The following is a 14695-nucleotide window of genomic DNA, read 5'->3' as shown; positions in this document are numbered from 1 at the left end:
ACGCAATGCCGATGAGAGGCTGCGGGTGAGGGATTCACCTAACAAATAAAAATGGCACAGGCGAGTCAGGCGCAAGAATCGCAAGCGGCTTGTCCTCTTTTGCGTAACTTGCTATAAATGTCACACCCAACGGAGAGAAAAACGCCTGATGCGCAAAAACATCCTTATTCTTGGCCATAACTATGCCACGCAGTTTATTGATATTTATAACCAGTACACGCGGCTCTTTGATAAAAGCAAATATCAAGTCACTGTCGCTTATTTGACTGGCAAGCCAGATGAAGAAGTGAAGAACAGGACCATTGCAGAAGAAGTTGTCTTTTTCAATCTCTCCAAAAAGGAAATTCGCACCTTAAAAATCAGCGCCATTAAAAAATTACTCGCCTTTTGTCGTGAAAGAAAATTTGAAATCGTCATCTGCCATCGCTACAAGCCCACGTATGTCATGATGTGGGTCGCACAGTTTTGCAAAATCCCTGCGATGATTTTTGTCATGCATGAATTAAGAACAATGTCATCCTTGGGTCGGCAACTGCTCGTTGCTTCGCTTTCACGTCAAAACATGCTGTTTGCAGGCGTATCCAATGCTGTGCGCGACGATATGCGCAAAAATTTATGGAGCGTGCCCAAAGAACGTATTCAGACATTATACAATGTCATTGATATGGAGTTGACGGAACCCAACCTGCTGTCACGTGAAGAAGCCCGAAAGGCGCTCCAACTACCGGATGAGGCATTTGTGTTCGGCAACATCGCGCGGCTGGCACCCAACAAGGATCAGGAAAGCCTTATCCACGCTTTCTCGTTAATCAAACCCTATACGCCAAAAGCAAAGCTGGTGATTATCGGGGACGGTGAATTGGAATCCCGCCTTAAAGATCAGGCCAAAAGCTATGGCCTTCAGAATGACATCATTTTCACAGGGTTTCTCTCCGGTGGCTTCCGTTACATGAAAGCCTTTGACTGTTTTGCGCTGTCTTCCGTGCAGGAAGCATTTGGCCGTGTCTTAATCGAAGCGATGGTCGCACGATTACCGATCATTGCCACCCGCGTTCATGGCATTCCTGAAGTGGTTGGTCATGCCGGCACGCTAATCAAACCCCGAGATCCTGTTGCCTTTGCTGAAGCCATGAAACAGATTTACATCGCTTCCGAAGAGGAGCGTAACATGCTGGGTGAAAAAGCCTATCAGCATGTCAGCGACAATTTTTCCATTCCTGCGTTTTATAAACAATTCTGGCAATTGCCTTTGGTGCAGCCTGTTAAGGAGTAAAGCATGCGTATTGCCTATGCCACTACGTTTGATGCCCGTGATGTCCATAACTGGTCTGGCACACCGAGCTTCATGTCAAAAGCACTGTCCAATGCCGATATCGAAGTGGATTTTATTGGATCGCTCTCACGCAAGTTGCCGCCCTTGTTTAAGCTCAAACAAGCATGGAACAAATTTGTCTGTGACCAGCGGGAAAGCCCGCGTTTTAATACCGTGGCAGCGAAACATTATTCTGAACAAGTGGCAAGGCAACTGGAAAAGCTGAGCGTTGACGCCGTTGTCTCGCCGCTCATTAACCCCATTGCATATCTCGATTGCAAACAGCCTATCATTCTCTGGACTGATGCCGTGTATGCAGCACTACTCGGATTTTATCCGCCGTTTTCCTATCATTCTGCAAATACCATTATGCAAGGCAACGCAATCACACAAGCATGCCTGTCACGTGCCCGCCTCGCGCTTTTTTCATCTGACTGGGCTGCACGCAGTGCCGTAGAACTCTATGGCATCAGTCGTGAAAAAGTGAAAGTTGTTCCCTTTGGCGCGAATATAGATACTTGTCCTGATCTTGATGAAATACGCGAAAGTATAAAAAAGCGGGCTGCAGATAAAATCAAATTGCTGTTTCTTGCTAAAAGCTGGGAGCGCAAAGGCGGCGACGTGGTGCTCGCTGTCGCAAAGGCTTTGCATGAAGCAGGGCATGCCGTTGAGCTGACCATTGTAGGTTATCAGCCTCCCAACCTGAACCCCGTTCCTTCCTATGTAAAATGTCTGGGATTTATTTCCAAGCACACACCAGAAGGAAAACAAAAAATTCAAACACTGCTGTCCGAAACACATTTTCTTTTTGTGCCTTCACGTGCAGAAGCCTACGGAATTGTATTCTGCGAAGCCAATGCGTTTGGTGTTCCTTGTCTTACCACTTATGTGGGCGGCATTGGCACCATTGTAAAAGACAATATTAATGGCATGACTTTTGGGCTGGACGCGCCTGTTTCAACTTACTGTGATTACATTGTAGACTTGATGCGTGATCGTATGCGATATGAAGCGCTTTCCCTGTCTGCGTATAACGAATATGTGACACGATTAAACTGGAAAACGGCTGCAAATGAAGTGAAAAAACTGATTCAGGAAGCCATGTAACCACACATTGTTGACGGAGTGATTGCACAAACTTTCTTAGCGCCAAGTTATTGCCTTTTATCTGGCCGAGGACTTCCTTCCAATCGCTTTTGTAATTCATCTTGTAATTTCAATATTAGTGTTACATCCGGATTGTTAACATCCATATTTTTCAGTATGTCATACAACTTTTCATTAAATTCATCCCTCGATTTCTTAAAATTAAAAAGCTTAAACTTCCCTTTATCTTTCTCTGATTGACTGCCCATATGAAGCTTGCTCAGCCTCTTTGTGGCAATAGCCTGTAAGCCCTTAATTTTATCTGCCGGCGTCTTGTACTTATATTCCTCTTTCACACCCGCAAGCAGTTCTTTCATTTCCACAATGCCTTTTGATTTTTTTTCTACTTGATTTAACAGATTGATCACCTCGCGGATGAAATTTTGCTGATTATACTGTTGATTATGCTTGAATCTATGTTCCTCAACTGTTTTCCCTAAATTCCCGAATGTTATATCGCCCTTGACATAATTATCTTCGTCATATAAATCGAGCATCATATGAGCACCCGTACGCACTTTCTCTCTACAGTTAGCCAGCAGGCCGAGATAAGTCAGAAAGGGTGCCGGATCAACATTATGTTCTTTATTTTGTGGATCAATCGGCTGGCTACTAAATTCTTTTTCGCCACTCAGTTTTTCTCTATCGGGAGGTATAAACTGAGACAGCATTAATCTTACGGGAACAAGATGCTCGTTTCCTTTACCATACATTTGGGCAAGTTTCTCAAGAATATCCGCCCTGTCATCTGCAAAGTCGAACTCTACTTCCCTATTTTTTCCGTATTTTTTTTTGGCATGGTGCATTTGTGTATAAATCAGCAGTCCCTTTTCCTCATCGGTATAATCGCTGGGTGATGAATCGGTAATTTTTAAAGATTGTGTTAATGTTTCTCTGGACTTATCAGGATCCAACAATGTATGGCCCAGATATGTTTTTGAAACCTCATCAAATGTTGCGCCAGGTTTATTACCTTCTGCTATATCTTCAAGCAATAATTTATCCAATTTAATTTCATAGCCATAGTGCTCGGACAGTTTCTTTGCCAGCGCCGCATAAAAGGGAAAGCTGGTTAAAGACGTAACGTTTTTTTTAAATCCGTTTTCCAAATCTTTTTTTCGCCCCTGGCGATTACTTCCAACATATAATATGTGCTCTGCATCGCCTTTATCCTTAAATCGGTCATCAAAAAAACCCTGATAGGCTTCGTGCCTTATGATTATCTCCGCAAGCGCTTCAAAGTCCTGCTCGGTAAGCTGACCGTTCGACTCGGCCTTTTTTTTCAGCAGCTTTTCCATTTCCTGGTAATAAGTCTCTGAAGCAAGCATACCGTCAAAATCCCAGGAATGGACAATGACTTTTTCTTTCTTCTCTTCCGCACTCCTATCGAATGCCATAAATATGCTCCAACCCCGTTTTGTATTATTTTAATTATAGCAATAGCCATGAAGGGGCATCACATCGGGAATGGTCAGATAACAACTGGTTGAATAAAAAGGCATTAAGATCTATCGCTTCCGGATTTCGGCAGCGACCGCCTGCCTGGTGTCTTCCTGAATCCGCAAGGCAGGCTCATCTGCCACAAGCTTATCAAGTGTGTTAACAAGCATTTCACGCAGGATAACTTTACCCATAAAATTTTTAATTTCGTCAGGATGATATGAAAAATCCTTTTGCGGGCCCATGACATGTTCCAACTGCTGTTCTTCCTGATTAATTTGCGTGACAAGTGCCATGATATTTTTTATAAAATTTTTCAGGTAGTGTGTTTCTACATCATCTCCAAGGAAGGCATGGCTACGTTTATCTGCCAACTGCAGGCCTTTTAAGGTGTCCTTAATTGCATTGTTTGCTTGCTGCAACTCCTGGGTACATCCTTTTAGCTCATCCTTTGCTATTGCATTTAATTGATTTTGTAATGTCGTGAGCAGGTTTTCACTTCGCATCAATGCGCACTCCTTTATGACGACCCGTCATAAAATTATAAACCCAAATTTGATTAAAAAGGTTAACAAGGTATAGAGTGATAAATATTAAGTGCGATGAAAGAGTTACAGCAAAATGGCCGTCCCCTGTTGTTGCTGAACTGCTCGAAACCGGCCTGCTAACTATCTCATTGAGTCATTTTTCTACGCATTAATTCCTGGTTATCGGATGCTAGCTCATCAAGCGGTATGACTTTGACACGGTGTGTTGTACTTGGAGAAAACTTTCCATAAGTCAGCAACAGACCTGGCGGTACTTCTTCTTTTGCCAATCGCTTGCCTGGCCCGATGTTATGGAGATGCACGTATGCGTTAAGTAGAAGCTCGTTTGTTTTCTTAAGGAGTTCATTGCTGCTTCGTTCAGGCGAAGCTAAAAGATACCGCGCCATGGCCAAACGTTGAAGAAATGTCTCTGGGTCACCGGAAGATGAGTTATTAAGCGCCTGATTGGCGATATCTGCATTATAACGTTGTAAGTAAGGATCTAAATAGCCACCAATCAGGGGAATACTGCTTATCGCTTTTTGCCAAAGATATCTATTATTCTTATATTGATTAAAAAATTCGGGAACCTTTGTTTCCAAATGATGCAAGTGCGTTTTCTGATTTTCGGAAAGCTTATATTTCGACATGGCATTTAGCAAACTTTCAATTTTAATTTCATCAGCACTTCCGCTGGCTTTATCCAGAATAGTCCAAAACGCCTCTTCATCAAAAGTGGGATTTGGCTTTTCACTTTTGATTTCATCCGCTTTAGTCGTATTTTGCCGTACTTTCACGTCTGACCCGATACTGCGCTCGCTAACCTGTTCAGCTTTATGCAGTTCCAAAGTCTGTGCAGGCTTTTCCATCTGAGGGGATAACTCGCCATCCTGCTTAAATTCCGCCTCGTCATGCTTAACCTCTTTCTGTTTTTGCAGGGTTTGCAAAAGATCTTCCATAGCAAGCGCGGCCTGGTGATAAAAATCCGCGATCATCATTTTGCTCAGTTTATTGCTGGTGACTTGTTTGATAGTTGTATCTTCGGGGTCAAAAAATTTGTTTCTATCTTTATAGGAATGAAAATAAAGTGCTTCCAGAAAAAAAGCCAACTCTTTGCATTCCTGCGCAATAGCTTCTGTTATTTGCGCTTGCTTGATTTTTTCAACCAACTCCTTCAAATCAGGCTCAATTTTATCCGTCAATCCTTTTAATATGTCTAATTGTTCCAATCTGCCTTTACAAAGTGTTTCATTCGCCTCACCCAGAATTTTCAGGCTGTATTCAATTGCCTCAGTAGTTTTTGCCAATTCCGGATCATTTACTACTTTCTTGCGAATATCATGAAGCAGCGACAAAATCATCGGTAAGGATTCTTTACCATCCATATCGCCCATTTTAATCAGCGCCCTTTGCATCCCCGCTGTAATTTTGAGCTTCCTTTCCACAACAGGGTGATCCACTTCCTTCTGCATTTCAGCTTCCGGACTAACAATCATTTGCTGCAATTCTTCTCGTCTGCTTCGCATGCAAAAATGCAGATAAAAACCATCAAGCCATACTTTCAGCTCTTTAAAAAATGCCAGCTGCTTTTCGTCGAGCTTAAGCCGTTTCGGATTATCAATTATCTTTTGCAGATTATAAATTAGCGCTGACCAATGCGTAGAAAGTTTATTTTTTTCCAGCAAAACAGATTGCAGGTCACGGATGGTGCTCTCTTTATTATAGGTTGACAATTTATCCGATATTTTACCGGCGCTATCCTGAAAATTCGCGAATTCTGCTGCTTTTAAATTGGCTTGTAATCCTGAAACAGTTTTTTGGACTTCAGAGAGAAGAAGGATGAGTTCGCCAAGCAACACACCGGTATCCAGATAGGCTATTTTATCAATCGCCCTTTTCACACCGACGGTCACTGTGATATAGGTTTCAGATGGGACAAAAACATAATGGTACAATTTATTCTGCAACTCTTTATCCGCGCTGCCGAGCAGGGCATTCACTTCATCTCTTGCCTGATGTCTGGTCTCCATATGATTTTCCCATTCTGATAAGTGTGTATCAAATGATATATAACATGCTCCTGTTTTGGCAGCAACGCTTCAAACCTTAAGGAAAGCTTAAGAAAGGCAATGTTTATAAAACAAAAATTATTTTCGCTATGCGGTAACACGCATCGCTTGCCACGCATGTGTGATCAGTGTTTCAAGCGTTGAATAGCGAGGCTGCCAATGGAGTTCCTGCATTGCACGCGAAGCATTCGCCACCAGTATCGCCGGGTCACCTGGTCTTCGATCGCCATGGACAGTAGGAATGCGGCAACCGGTCACCAGCCGTGCAGCGTCAATCACTTGTTGCACTGAATAACCTCGTCCTGTCCCCAAATTGCAAAGCAGGGATTCGCCGCCTTCCAGCAATCGTTGCAGCGAAAGTAAGTGCGCGTCGCAAAGGTCGGTGACGTGTACATAATCACGAATGCACGTTCCATCAGGCGTAGCGTAATCATTGCCATACACAATGATAGCGTCGCGCTCACCAGCGGCTGCCTGTAAAACCAATGGGATCAGATGTGACTCTGGATGGTGCCGCTCGGCAAGACGCCCTTCGGGATCGGCGCCTGCCGCATTAAAATAACGCAAGATGGCATAGTGCAAATGACCACACCGCGCATAATCCATGACAATTTCTTCCACCATGCGCTTGCTGCGGCCATAAGGGTTAACAGGATGCAACGGATGTAACTCATCGAGGGGTGTATAGTGCGGCTCGCCATAAACCGCAGCAGTAGAGGAAAAAATAAAATGCCGAACCTGATGCTCCATCATGAGATCGAGGAGTGTCAAAGTGGCGGCCACATTGTTTTGATAATATTTCGCCGGATTTTTCATTGACTCTGCCACTTCAATATAAGAAGCAAAATGCAGAACGGCGGAAAAAGAATGCGTGGTAAAGAGGTGCGCCAATAAATCCCGGTCAGCCATCTCTCCTGCTATCAACTTGGCGCCAGATAGGGCCTCGCGGTGTCCCCGGCTTAAATTGTCGAGCACGATGGGCGTAAAGCCCGCGCGTTTTAGCATAAGCACCATATGGGAGCCTATATAACCTGCTCCACCCACGACAAGCACTGTCCCTGTATTAATAGGCATTTCGGCCGATAAAACCTCGCAATAAAGTTAAGAAAATAATTTTCATGTCGAAACTGAGTGACCAGTTATTGATGTAATAAAGATCATACTCCACGCGTTTTTGCATTTTCTCAAGCGTATCCGTTTCACCGCGCCAGCCGTTGACCTGTGCCCAGCCTGTAATACCCGGTTTCACCCGATGGCGCTGCATGTAGGTGTGGATGGAATCTTTGTAAAATTCGTTGTGTGCTACCGCATGGGGGCGCGGGCCTACAATGGACATACGTCCCTGCAGCACATTGATGAATTGCGGCAATTCATCCAGGCTGGTACGGCGCAGGAAACGGCCAAAAGCCGTCACACGGTTGTCGCTAAGCGTTGCTTGGGTGACCTTGCCGTCTTCTTCTTCATGCTCAATCATCGTGCGGAATTTATAGACTTTGATGATACGTCCGTCCCAGCCGTGCCGATATTGCTTGAAAAAGACAGGACCTTTTGAGCTGAGTTTAACGCCAATGGCAATAAGTAGAAGAAGCGGACCGATCAAGACCAGAATAATGGCTGCAAGCAAGCGGTCTTCCACTGCTTTCACCAGCCTGTTCATTCCCATCATCGGCGTTGAAGAAATATTGAGTACCGGAAATCCTGCAAGGTCGGTAATGGAATGATTCAATAAATCCAGGCCGAAAATATCCAATACAAAACGCATATTAATCGTGTGATGTCGTAGATCATATAAAATTTCTTTTACGCGGGCTTCGTCGCTCAGCGGCAACGCCAGCCAGATTTCATCAATCCCTTCCGCTGCCAGATGCTGGCCTAAATTAACCGGCGTCTGAATGACAGGGATGCGGTGTATCAAGGCAGGTTTGTTGCTTGCCTCATCGTCTATAAAAGTTACAATGCGAAAACCTGTCCATAAGGCCTGCTGCACGGTTTCGGCAAGTTTAATGCCCAGTTCGCTTGCGCCCAGTATCACGACACGGCGTTCATTTAATCCGCGAGAACGCATAAAACGAAGTAGGAGGAGCAGCGAACAGCGGCATAAAATCAAAAAGAACAGGGTAAATAGCACCCAGGTGACAAACCAAAGGCGTGAAAAGGTATCGCCCGATTTAGTGAAAAAGGAAAGGCCCGCAAGCACGAATCCGAGCACACACATCGCCTGAATGAGGCTGATGAGATGCCGCAGGAAGCCCGCGCCGCGTATCGAAACATAAATATTAAAGAAGGAAAAGACAACGGGCGTCATAGCGACCGCGAGCAGGAGCGCACCCAGATAGGAAGAAGGCAGCCGGACGTCATTAAAGCGAAAGAGATAAGCGAGCCAGCCAGCAAAAAACACTGTCGCCATGTCCATCATACGGACCATCATGGCAATCGTTCGGGAATATTCTTTTAGTAACCCTTTAGGCAGCATACACTTCTTCTTTATTTCAACTCCTTGCTCATATTAAAAGAACTGTATAATATTGCAACAATCCGAATAATAATCCTGAGAGGGAATGGCTTATTCATGACCCACCCCGAAGATACCCTTATTCCCGTGATTCTTTCAGGCGGTACGGGCAGCCGATTATGGCCCGTATCACGTGAAGCGCACCCCAAGCCCTTTATGCGACTGCCGGATGGCGAAACCCTGCTACAAAAGACTTTCTTGCGCGCTATGCGGTTTTCCCGCTCGCCCGAGGTGATGACGATTACCAACCGGGAATATTACCTCAAAAGCAAGGCGGATTATAAAGCAGTTTTAACCGAGCCGATTACCACCAGTTTTCTTCTAGAACCATTTGGCCGCAATACTGCGCCGGCTATCACACTCGCTGCCTTAAAAGCCCTGGCAAATTATGGGCCGGAAGCCATTCTGTTGGTCTTGCCGGCTGACCACCTCATCGAAAACACGGACGCATTTGACAAGCAGTGCGCTAAAGCGATCACGCTTGCCAAAGACAACCGAATGGTGACTTTTGGCATTATGCCCACCGCGCCTGAAACAGGATTTGGCTATATCGAATTTGGCGATCTTTATCCCGCTCATACGGATTGCCATCAAGTCCGGCGGTTTGTTGAAAAACCCGATGCTGCTCTTGCGAACACTTTATTTCAATCCAGCCAATACCTGTGGAATGCCGGGATGTTCTGCTTCAAAGCGGGTGTTTTGATAAATGAGCTCAACCACCACGCACCGCAAATACTTCAGGCTGCAAGACAATGCTGGGAAAAATCCCGAGCGCATCCTACAGACCCCTATACCTTCGAATTCGATCCAGTTAGCTTTGCTGAGCAGCCTGATATTTCTATCGATTATGCGCTTATGGAAAAATCACAGGAAATCGCTGTCATTGCCTGTCAGTTTGGCTGGCAGGATATTGGATCGTGGGAAGCCTATAAAAAGCTGCATCCGGCTGATTCGAACGGCAATACGGTGCTAGGTGATGCCATTCTGATTGATTCGCAGAATAATTTTATCCATAGCGAAAGCAGAATGGTGGCCTCCATCGGCGTCCAGAATCTCGCTATCATCGACACACCCGATGCCCTGCTGATTACGCATCGTGACCGCACGCAGGATGTGAAACAGGTGGTGCAAACCTTAAAAGAGAAGTCCCATCAAAGTTATCTGATGCATCGCACCGTGATTCGCCCCTGGGGGTCGTATACGGTGCTGGAAGAAGGCCACGGCTTTAAAATCAAGCGCATCGTTGTCAAACCTGAAGCTTCGCTTTCATTACAAATGCACCATCACCGGAGTGAACACTGGGTGGTAGTAGAAGGAACCGCACAAGTATTAAACGGTGAACAGACCATTCTGCTCAATACCAACGAATCCACTTTTGTACCAGTGGGTACGCCGCACCGCCTCTCCAATCCTGGCAAAACGGATCTGGTCATCATTGAAGTTCAGACGGGACAATATCTGGGTGAGGATGATATTGTGCGATTTGAAGATACTTACGGACGTGTCACATGAAAACAGCCATTGTCTGCGATTGGTTAGTGACCCTTGGCGGGGCCGAAAAAGTACTGGGCGAACTGTTTCAGTGTTTTCCCGATGCCGACCTCTTTGCCGTGGTCGATTTTCTTGAGCCTCACCAGCGGGATTTTTTGCGTCATAAAACAGCCAAGACGACCTTTATACAAAAGCTGCCTTTTGCCAGGAAAAAATATCGCAGTTATTTGCCGCTCATGCCGCTTGCTATCGAGCAGCTGGATCTTTCCAGTTATGAACTCATTATTTCGAGTTCGCATGCCGTCGCCAAAGGCGTTATTACCGGGCCTGACCAGCTACATATCAGCTATGTCCATTCACCGATGCGCTATGCGTGGGATTTGCAGCATCAGTACCTTCGGGAAACCGGGCTGGATAAAAAGCCCCAGGGGCTGCTGGCTCGCTATTTTCTGCATAAGCTTCGGTTATGGGACTTGCGTAGCGCAAATGGCGTCGATTATTTTATCGCCAACTCCCATTTTATCGCCAATCGCATTCGTAAAACTTACCGCCGGGATGCCACTGTCATTCATCCGCCTGTGGACATTGCACGCTTTATGCCCGGCCATCAAAAAGAAGATTTTTATCTGACGGCTTCCCGTCTTGTGCCTTATAAAAAGATTGATTTGATCGTGGAAAGCTTTAGCGCCATGCCGGATAAAAAGCTGGTAGTGATTGGCGACGGCCCCGATTTCGCCAAGATCAAGGCCAAAACCGGCAGCAATGTGGAACTGCTCGGTTACCAGCCCAATGAAGTGCTCATTGATCATATGCAGCGCGCCAAGGCTTTTGTTTTTGCGGCGGAGGAAGACTTCGGCATTGTGCCGCTTGAGGCGCAAGCCTGCGGCACACCTGTCATTGCCTTGGGCAAAGGCGGGGCACTTGAAACTGTGCGCGGCATTGCGCAGGAAAAGCCTACGGGGGTTTTCTTTTCGGAGCAAACGGTTCGTGCGGTCTGCGAGGCTGTTAGTGTTTTTGAAAACAACCGATTACAGTTTAACATCGAGAACTGCGTTGAAAATGCCCGTCAATTTTCTCCTGAACAATTTCGTTATAAAATTCAAGAGCTTGTTCAAAAAAAATGGGATCAATCTCAAATCAAAAAGGGCGGCTGAGAGTTGTTTCAATAGCTTCCGCATGCTATTCTTCTGCTCCTTATTTTATTAAATAAAAACTACTTTAAAATAATGTCTAACGAAGCAGAATTAGCAGCCACATCAATTGATCACTCCCTTCCTGTCGGAAAAATTACTGAACAGGATGATGTTATTTTCCCTCAAATAAGCCAACGCCGTTTGGCCTGGGAAGATGTAGTGGATGGATGTAAAAAGTGGCGAATCTGGCTGATGCTTGCCTACCAGGATATCAAACTGCGTTATCGCCGTTCGATTCTGGGGCCCTTCTGGATCACCCTCAGTATGGCTATCACCGTTTATTCCATGGGCTTCCTGTACGCTCACCTCTTCCATACTGAACTCAGTAAATATTTTCCGTTCCTGGTAGCGAGCATGTTAGCCTGGTCGCTCATTTCTACCATCATTCTTGAAATGACGGACGGCTTCACTCTTTCCGAAGCCATTATCAAACAGATTAAACTCCCATACAGTTTATACATTCATCGCATTGCGACTCGGAATATTATTATTTTCTTTCATAATATTCTTGTCATCATTCCCATTTTTATTATTTTTTACGATAGCGTAAAAGTTAATTTTTACACGCTGTTATTGGTACCGGGTTTAGCTCTCACTTATATTAATGCCATTATCTATGGGATCATTCTTGCGCTGGTTTGCGCGCGGTATCGTGACATGGCACAAATCATCAAGAGCCTGGTGCAAGTAATATTTTTTCTCACTCCCGTGATGTGGGACATGAATATTTTGCCTGAATCCAAACGTATCTTCGTCAAAATCAACCCTTTTTATTCATTCATCGAACTTGTACGCGCCCCTCTGTTGGGAAAAGCGCCGGCTCTTTTTAACCTGGGCAGCGTATTTCTCGTTACCGTGATCGGGATATTGATTTGTTTATGGATGTTTGTTCCCTACCGTTCCCGCATTGTTTACTGGTTATAAAACTGCCATGGCAAAAATTGACTTAAAAAATGTTTCCGTCGAATTTCCTGTCTATAACGTCAATGCGCGTTCGTTTAAAAAACAATTTTTGCGTTTGGCAACCGGCGGCTCTGTCGTTGAAGACGCAAATGAAAGAAGCCATGTTGTAGTCAACGCCCTAAAAAGTATTTCATTTTCGTTAAAAGATGGCGACCGGATTGGGCTCATCGGACATAACGGTTCGGGCAAAAGCACCTTGCTGCGCCTGCTCGCAAAAATTTATGAACCCTCCGAAGGAAATCTTAAAATAGAAGGCAAAATTTCTCCTCTGTTTAATATTAGCTATGGGATTGAAAGCGAGTTTACCGGAAAAGAAAATATCAGTATCCGCGGCACAATATTGGGTTTAACGCCTGAGCAAATCAGAGGGAGAGTGACAGAAATAGCTGATTTCAGCGGTTTGGGAGATTATCTCTCCATGCCGATTCGAACTTACTCAAGTGGTATGTTTGTGCGGCTTGCCTTTGCTATTTCAACTAGCATCAAGCCCGATATACTGCTAATAGATGAAGTGTTTGGCGCGGGTGACGCCGATTTCATGAAACGAGCCCGGCAAAAAATGGTCTCCTTACTCGAGCAATCCAGCATTGTTGTCCTGGCCACGCATTCTGATGTGCTTATTAAAGAATTTTGCAATAAAGCCTTGTTATTAGAAGGTGGACGTATAAAATACTTTGGTGATGTTAATGAGGCATTAGCGTTATATCACCAAAAAGGAAAATAAAAAGTGAGGGAATACGTTCGTTAGCGCTGTGCACTACAAAGGATAAAATAAATAAGGAGCTTATCATGCAAAAAGAATTCCTCTTCACCTCAGAATCGGTATCTGAAGGCCATCCCGATAAAATCTGCGATCAAATTTCCGATGCTGTGCTGGACGCCTTGCTAACGCAAGATCCGCGTGCCCGTGTTGCTTGCGAAGTTTATGCCAAGACCGGCATGGTCATGGTAGGCGGTGAAATCACCACCTCCGCATGGGTTGACGTAGAAAATCTGACGCGCAGCGTAGTCAAGGATATTGGCTACAATAGCTCTGATATGGGTTTTGACTGGGAATCCTGTGCCGTTTTATCTGCTATCGGCAAGCAATCCGCTGATATTGCACAAGGGGTCGATCGGGTTGCGCCTGAAGAACAAGGCGCAGGGGATCAAGGCATCATGTTTGGTTATGCGACAAACGAAACAGACACATTAATGCCCGCCCCCATTTACTATGCACATCGACTGATGCAGCGACAAGCTCAATTACGCAAAGATGGCACATTGCCATGGATGCGTCCTGACGCAAAAAGTCAGGTAACTTTTCATTATGTGAACGGCAAACCCGTCGGCGTGAAAACAGTTGTGCTTTCCACTCAGCATGCACCGGACATTTCTCATCATGATCTGGTCGAAGCAGTCATTGAAAAAATTATCAAGCCTGTTTTACCGGAAAATTTGCTGAAAAAAGATACGCAGTACTACGTCAATCCGACTGGGCGTTTTGTCATTGGCGGTCCGTTAGGTGACTGTGGATTGACAGGCCGCAAAATTATTGTTGATACCTATGGCGGTATGGCACGTCATGGCGGCGGTTGTTTCTCAGGCAAAGATCCTTCCAAAGTAGATCGTTCCGCAGCCTATGCTTGCCGTTATGTAGCCAAAAATATCGTTGCAGCTGGCATTGCGGACCGTTGTGAAATTCAACTTTCTTATGCAATCGGCGTTGCCGAACCCATTTCAATTCATGTTGAAACCTTCGGCACAGGCAAGATTGCTGATGAGAAAATCATTCAATTAATCCGTGAACATTTTGATTTACGGCCTTACGGCATCATCAAAATGCTGGATTTATTGAAACCGATGTATCGTCAAACTGCAGCGTATGGGCATTTTGGTCGTGAAGACTTGAATGTGAGCTGGGAAAAAACAGACAAAGCAGATTTATTGCGCAGTGATGCACATAGTAATCTGCGTGAAGTGGCGAATAACTAGGAATCACTTCCATCATCCCTGCACTCTCCGTTTTTTAAAGGCGTGCAGGGATAGGTTAAACAGATTGT

Annotated in this window: 12 protein-coding genes; 7 read left to right on the top strand and 5 right to left on the bottom strand. The window is 45.1% G+C overall.

Translation table 11 applies throughout. From position 1 onward, the window contains the following. Positions 1-148: 148 nt before the first annotated feature. Together AQUSIP_RS02940 and AQUSIP_RS02935 are read left to right on the top strand one after the other, a co-directional pair. Positions 149-1273 carry a glycosyltransferase gene (locus tag AQUSIP_RS02940; RefSeq protein WP_114833592.1) on the top strand — a complete coding sequence of 375 codons (1125 nt, stop codon included), beginning with the start codon at positions 149-151 and terminating at the stop codon, positions 1271-1273. A 3-nt stretch (positions 1274-1276) separates the two neighbouring features. Beyond that, positions 1277-2419, top strand: coding sequence for a glycosyltransferase family 4 protein (locus AQUSIP_RS02935; RefSeq protein WP_114833593.1), 1143 nt, complete (start codon positions 1277-1279; stop codon positions 2417-2419). Between the two features lie 47 nt (positions 2420-2466). Here AQUSIP_RS02935 and AQUSIP_RS02930 read toward each other — a convergent pair whose 3' ends face one another. The 5 genes from AQUSIP_RS02930 to AQUSIP_RS02910 all read right to left on the bottom strand — a co-directional run bounded on the left by AQUSIP_RS02930 (position 2467) and on the right by AQUSIP_RS02910 (position 8967). Further along, on the bottom strand, positions 2467-3855 hold the full coding sequence (locus AQUSIP_RS02930; protein WP_114833594.1) for a hypothetical protein: 1389 nt from the start codon (positions 3853-3855) through the stop codon (positions 2467-2469). 111 nt (positions 3856-3966) lie between these two features. Next, entirely contained in the window at positions 3967-4404 is a 438-nt protein-coding gene (locus AQUSIP_RS02925) for a hypothetical protein (protein WP_114833595.1), read from the bottom strand. Positions 4405-4571: 167 nt separating this feature from the next. After that, positions 4572-6455, bottom strand: coding sequence for a hypothetical protein (locus AQUSIP_RS02920; protein ID WP_114833596.1), 1884 nt, complete (start codon positions 6453-6455; stop codon positions 4572-4574). Positions 6456-6581: 126 nt separating this feature from the next. Continuing rightward, positions 6582-7568: a UDP-glucose 4-epimerase GalE gene (galE, locus tag AQUSIP_RS02915; protein ID WP_114833597.1), complete on the bottom strand. Its 987-nt coding sequence runs from the start codon at positions 7566-7568 to the stop codon at positions 6582-6584. Further along, on the bottom strand, positions 7558-8967 hold the full coding sequence (locus AQUSIP_RS02910) for an undecaprenyl-phosphate glucose phosphotransferase (protein ID WP_114833598.1): 1410 nt from the start codon (positions 8965-8967) through the stop codon (positions 7558-7560). The genes galE and AQUSIP_RS02910 overlap by 11 nt, the downstream gene beginning before the upstream one ends. 96 nt (positions 8968-9063) lie before the next feature. On the opposite strand from AQUSIP_RS02910, the gene AQUSIP_RS02905 reads away from it, so the two are divergent. The 5 genes from AQUSIP_RS02905 (at position 9064) to metK (ending at position 14627) form a co-directional block, all read left to right on the top strand. Further along, the gene (locus AQUSIP_RS02905) at positions 9064-10518 is read left to right on the top strand and encodes a mannose-1-phosphate guanylyltransferase/mannose-6-phosphate isomerase (RefSeq protein ID WP_114833599.1); all 1455 of its coding nucleotides are present in this window, start codon (positions 9064-9066) and stop codon (positions 10516-10518) included. After that, the gene (locus AQUSIP_RS02900) at positions 10515-11651 is read left to right on the top strand and encodes a glycosyltransferase family 4 protein (protein ID WP_114833600.1); all 1137 of its coding nucleotides are present in this window, start codon (positions 10515-10517) and stop codon (positions 11649-11651) included. The genes AQUSIP_RS02905 and AQUSIP_RS02900 overlap by 4 nt, the downstream gene beginning before the upstream one ends. 72 nt (positions 11652-11723) lie before the next feature. Then, on the top strand, positions 11724-12614 hold the full coding sequence (locus AQUSIP_RS02895) for an ABC transporter permease (protein WP_114833601.1): 891 nt from the start codon (positions 11724-11726) through the stop codon (positions 12612-12614). A 7-nt stretch (positions 12615-12621) separates the two neighbouring features. Further along, entirely contained in the window at positions 12622-13377 is a 756-nt protein-coding gene (locus AQUSIP_RS02890; RefSeq protein ID WP_114833648.1) for an ABC transporter ATP-binding protein, read from the top strand. A 65-nt stretch (positions 13378-13442) separates the two neighbouring features. Continuing rightward, complete coding sequence (gene metK / locus AQUSIP_RS02885; RefSeq protein WP_114833602.1) at positions 13443-14627, top strand: methionine adenosyltransferase; 1185 nt, start codon at positions 13443-13445, stop codon at positions 14625-14627. Positions 14628-14695: the final 68 nt, after the last annotated feature.

It is taken from the genome of Aquicella lusitana, assembly GCF_902459475.1.
Classification (GTDB): Bacteria; Pseudomonadota; Gammaproteobacteria; order DSM-16500; family DSM-16500; genus Aquicella; species Aquicella lusitana.
The sequence above is the reverse complement of the archived record's forward strand: the minus strand, read 5'-3'. Positions and strand labels throughout refer to the sequence as shown.

Excerpts from the sequence above, each read along its gene's own strand:
- AQUSIP_RS02890 (WP_114833648.1), top strand. The coding sequence starts at position 12,622 with ATGGCAAAAATTGACTTAAAAAATGTTTCCGTCGAATTTCCTGTCTAT.
- AQUSIP_RS02935 (WP_114833593.1), top strand. The coding sequence starts at position 1,277 with ATGCGTATTGCCTATGCCACTACGTTTGATGCCCGTGATGTCCATAAC.
- AQUSIP_RS02900 (WP_114833600.1), top strand. The coding sequence starts at position 10,515 with ATGAAAACAGCCATTGTCTGCGATTGGTTAGTGACCCTTGGCGGGGCC.
- AQUSIP_RS02910 (WP_114833598.1), bottom strand. The coding sequence starts at position 8,967 with ATGCTGCCTAAAGGGTTACTAAAAGAATATTCCCGAACGATTGCCATG.
- AQUSIP_RS02940 (WP_114833592.1), top strand. The coding sequence starts at position 149 with ATGCGCAAAAACATCCTTATTCTTGGCCATAACTATGCCACGCAGTTT.
- metK (WP_114833602.1), top strand. The coding sequence starts at position 13,443 with ATGCAAAAAGAATTCCTCTTCACCTCAGAATCGGTATCTGAAGGCCAT.
- AQUSIP_RS02930 (WP_114833594.1), bottom strand. The coding sequence starts at position 3,855 with ATGGCATTCGATAGGAGTGCGGAAGAGAAGAAAGAAAAAGTCATTGTC.
- AQUSIP_RS02920 (WP_114833596.1), bottom strand. The coding sequence starts at position 6,455 with ATGGAGACCAGACATCAGGCAAGAGATGAAGTGAATGCCCTGCTCGGC.
- galE (WP_114833597.1), bottom strand. The coding sequence starts at position 7,568 with ATGCCTATTAATACAGGGACAGTGCTTGTCGTGGGTGGAGCAGGTTAT.
- AQUSIP_RS02895 (WP_114833601.1), top strand. The coding sequence starts at position 11,724 with ATGTCTAACGAAGCAGAATTAGCAGCCACATCAATTGATCACTCCCTT.
- AQUSIP_RS02925 (WP_114833595.1), bottom strand. The coding sequence starts at position 4,404 with ATGCGAAGTGAAAACCTGCTCACGACATTACAAAATCAATTAAATGCA.
- AQUSIP_RS02905 (WP_114833599.1), top strand. The coding sequence starts at position 9,064 with ATGACCCACCCCGAAGATACCCTTATTCCCGTGATTCTTTCAGGCGGT.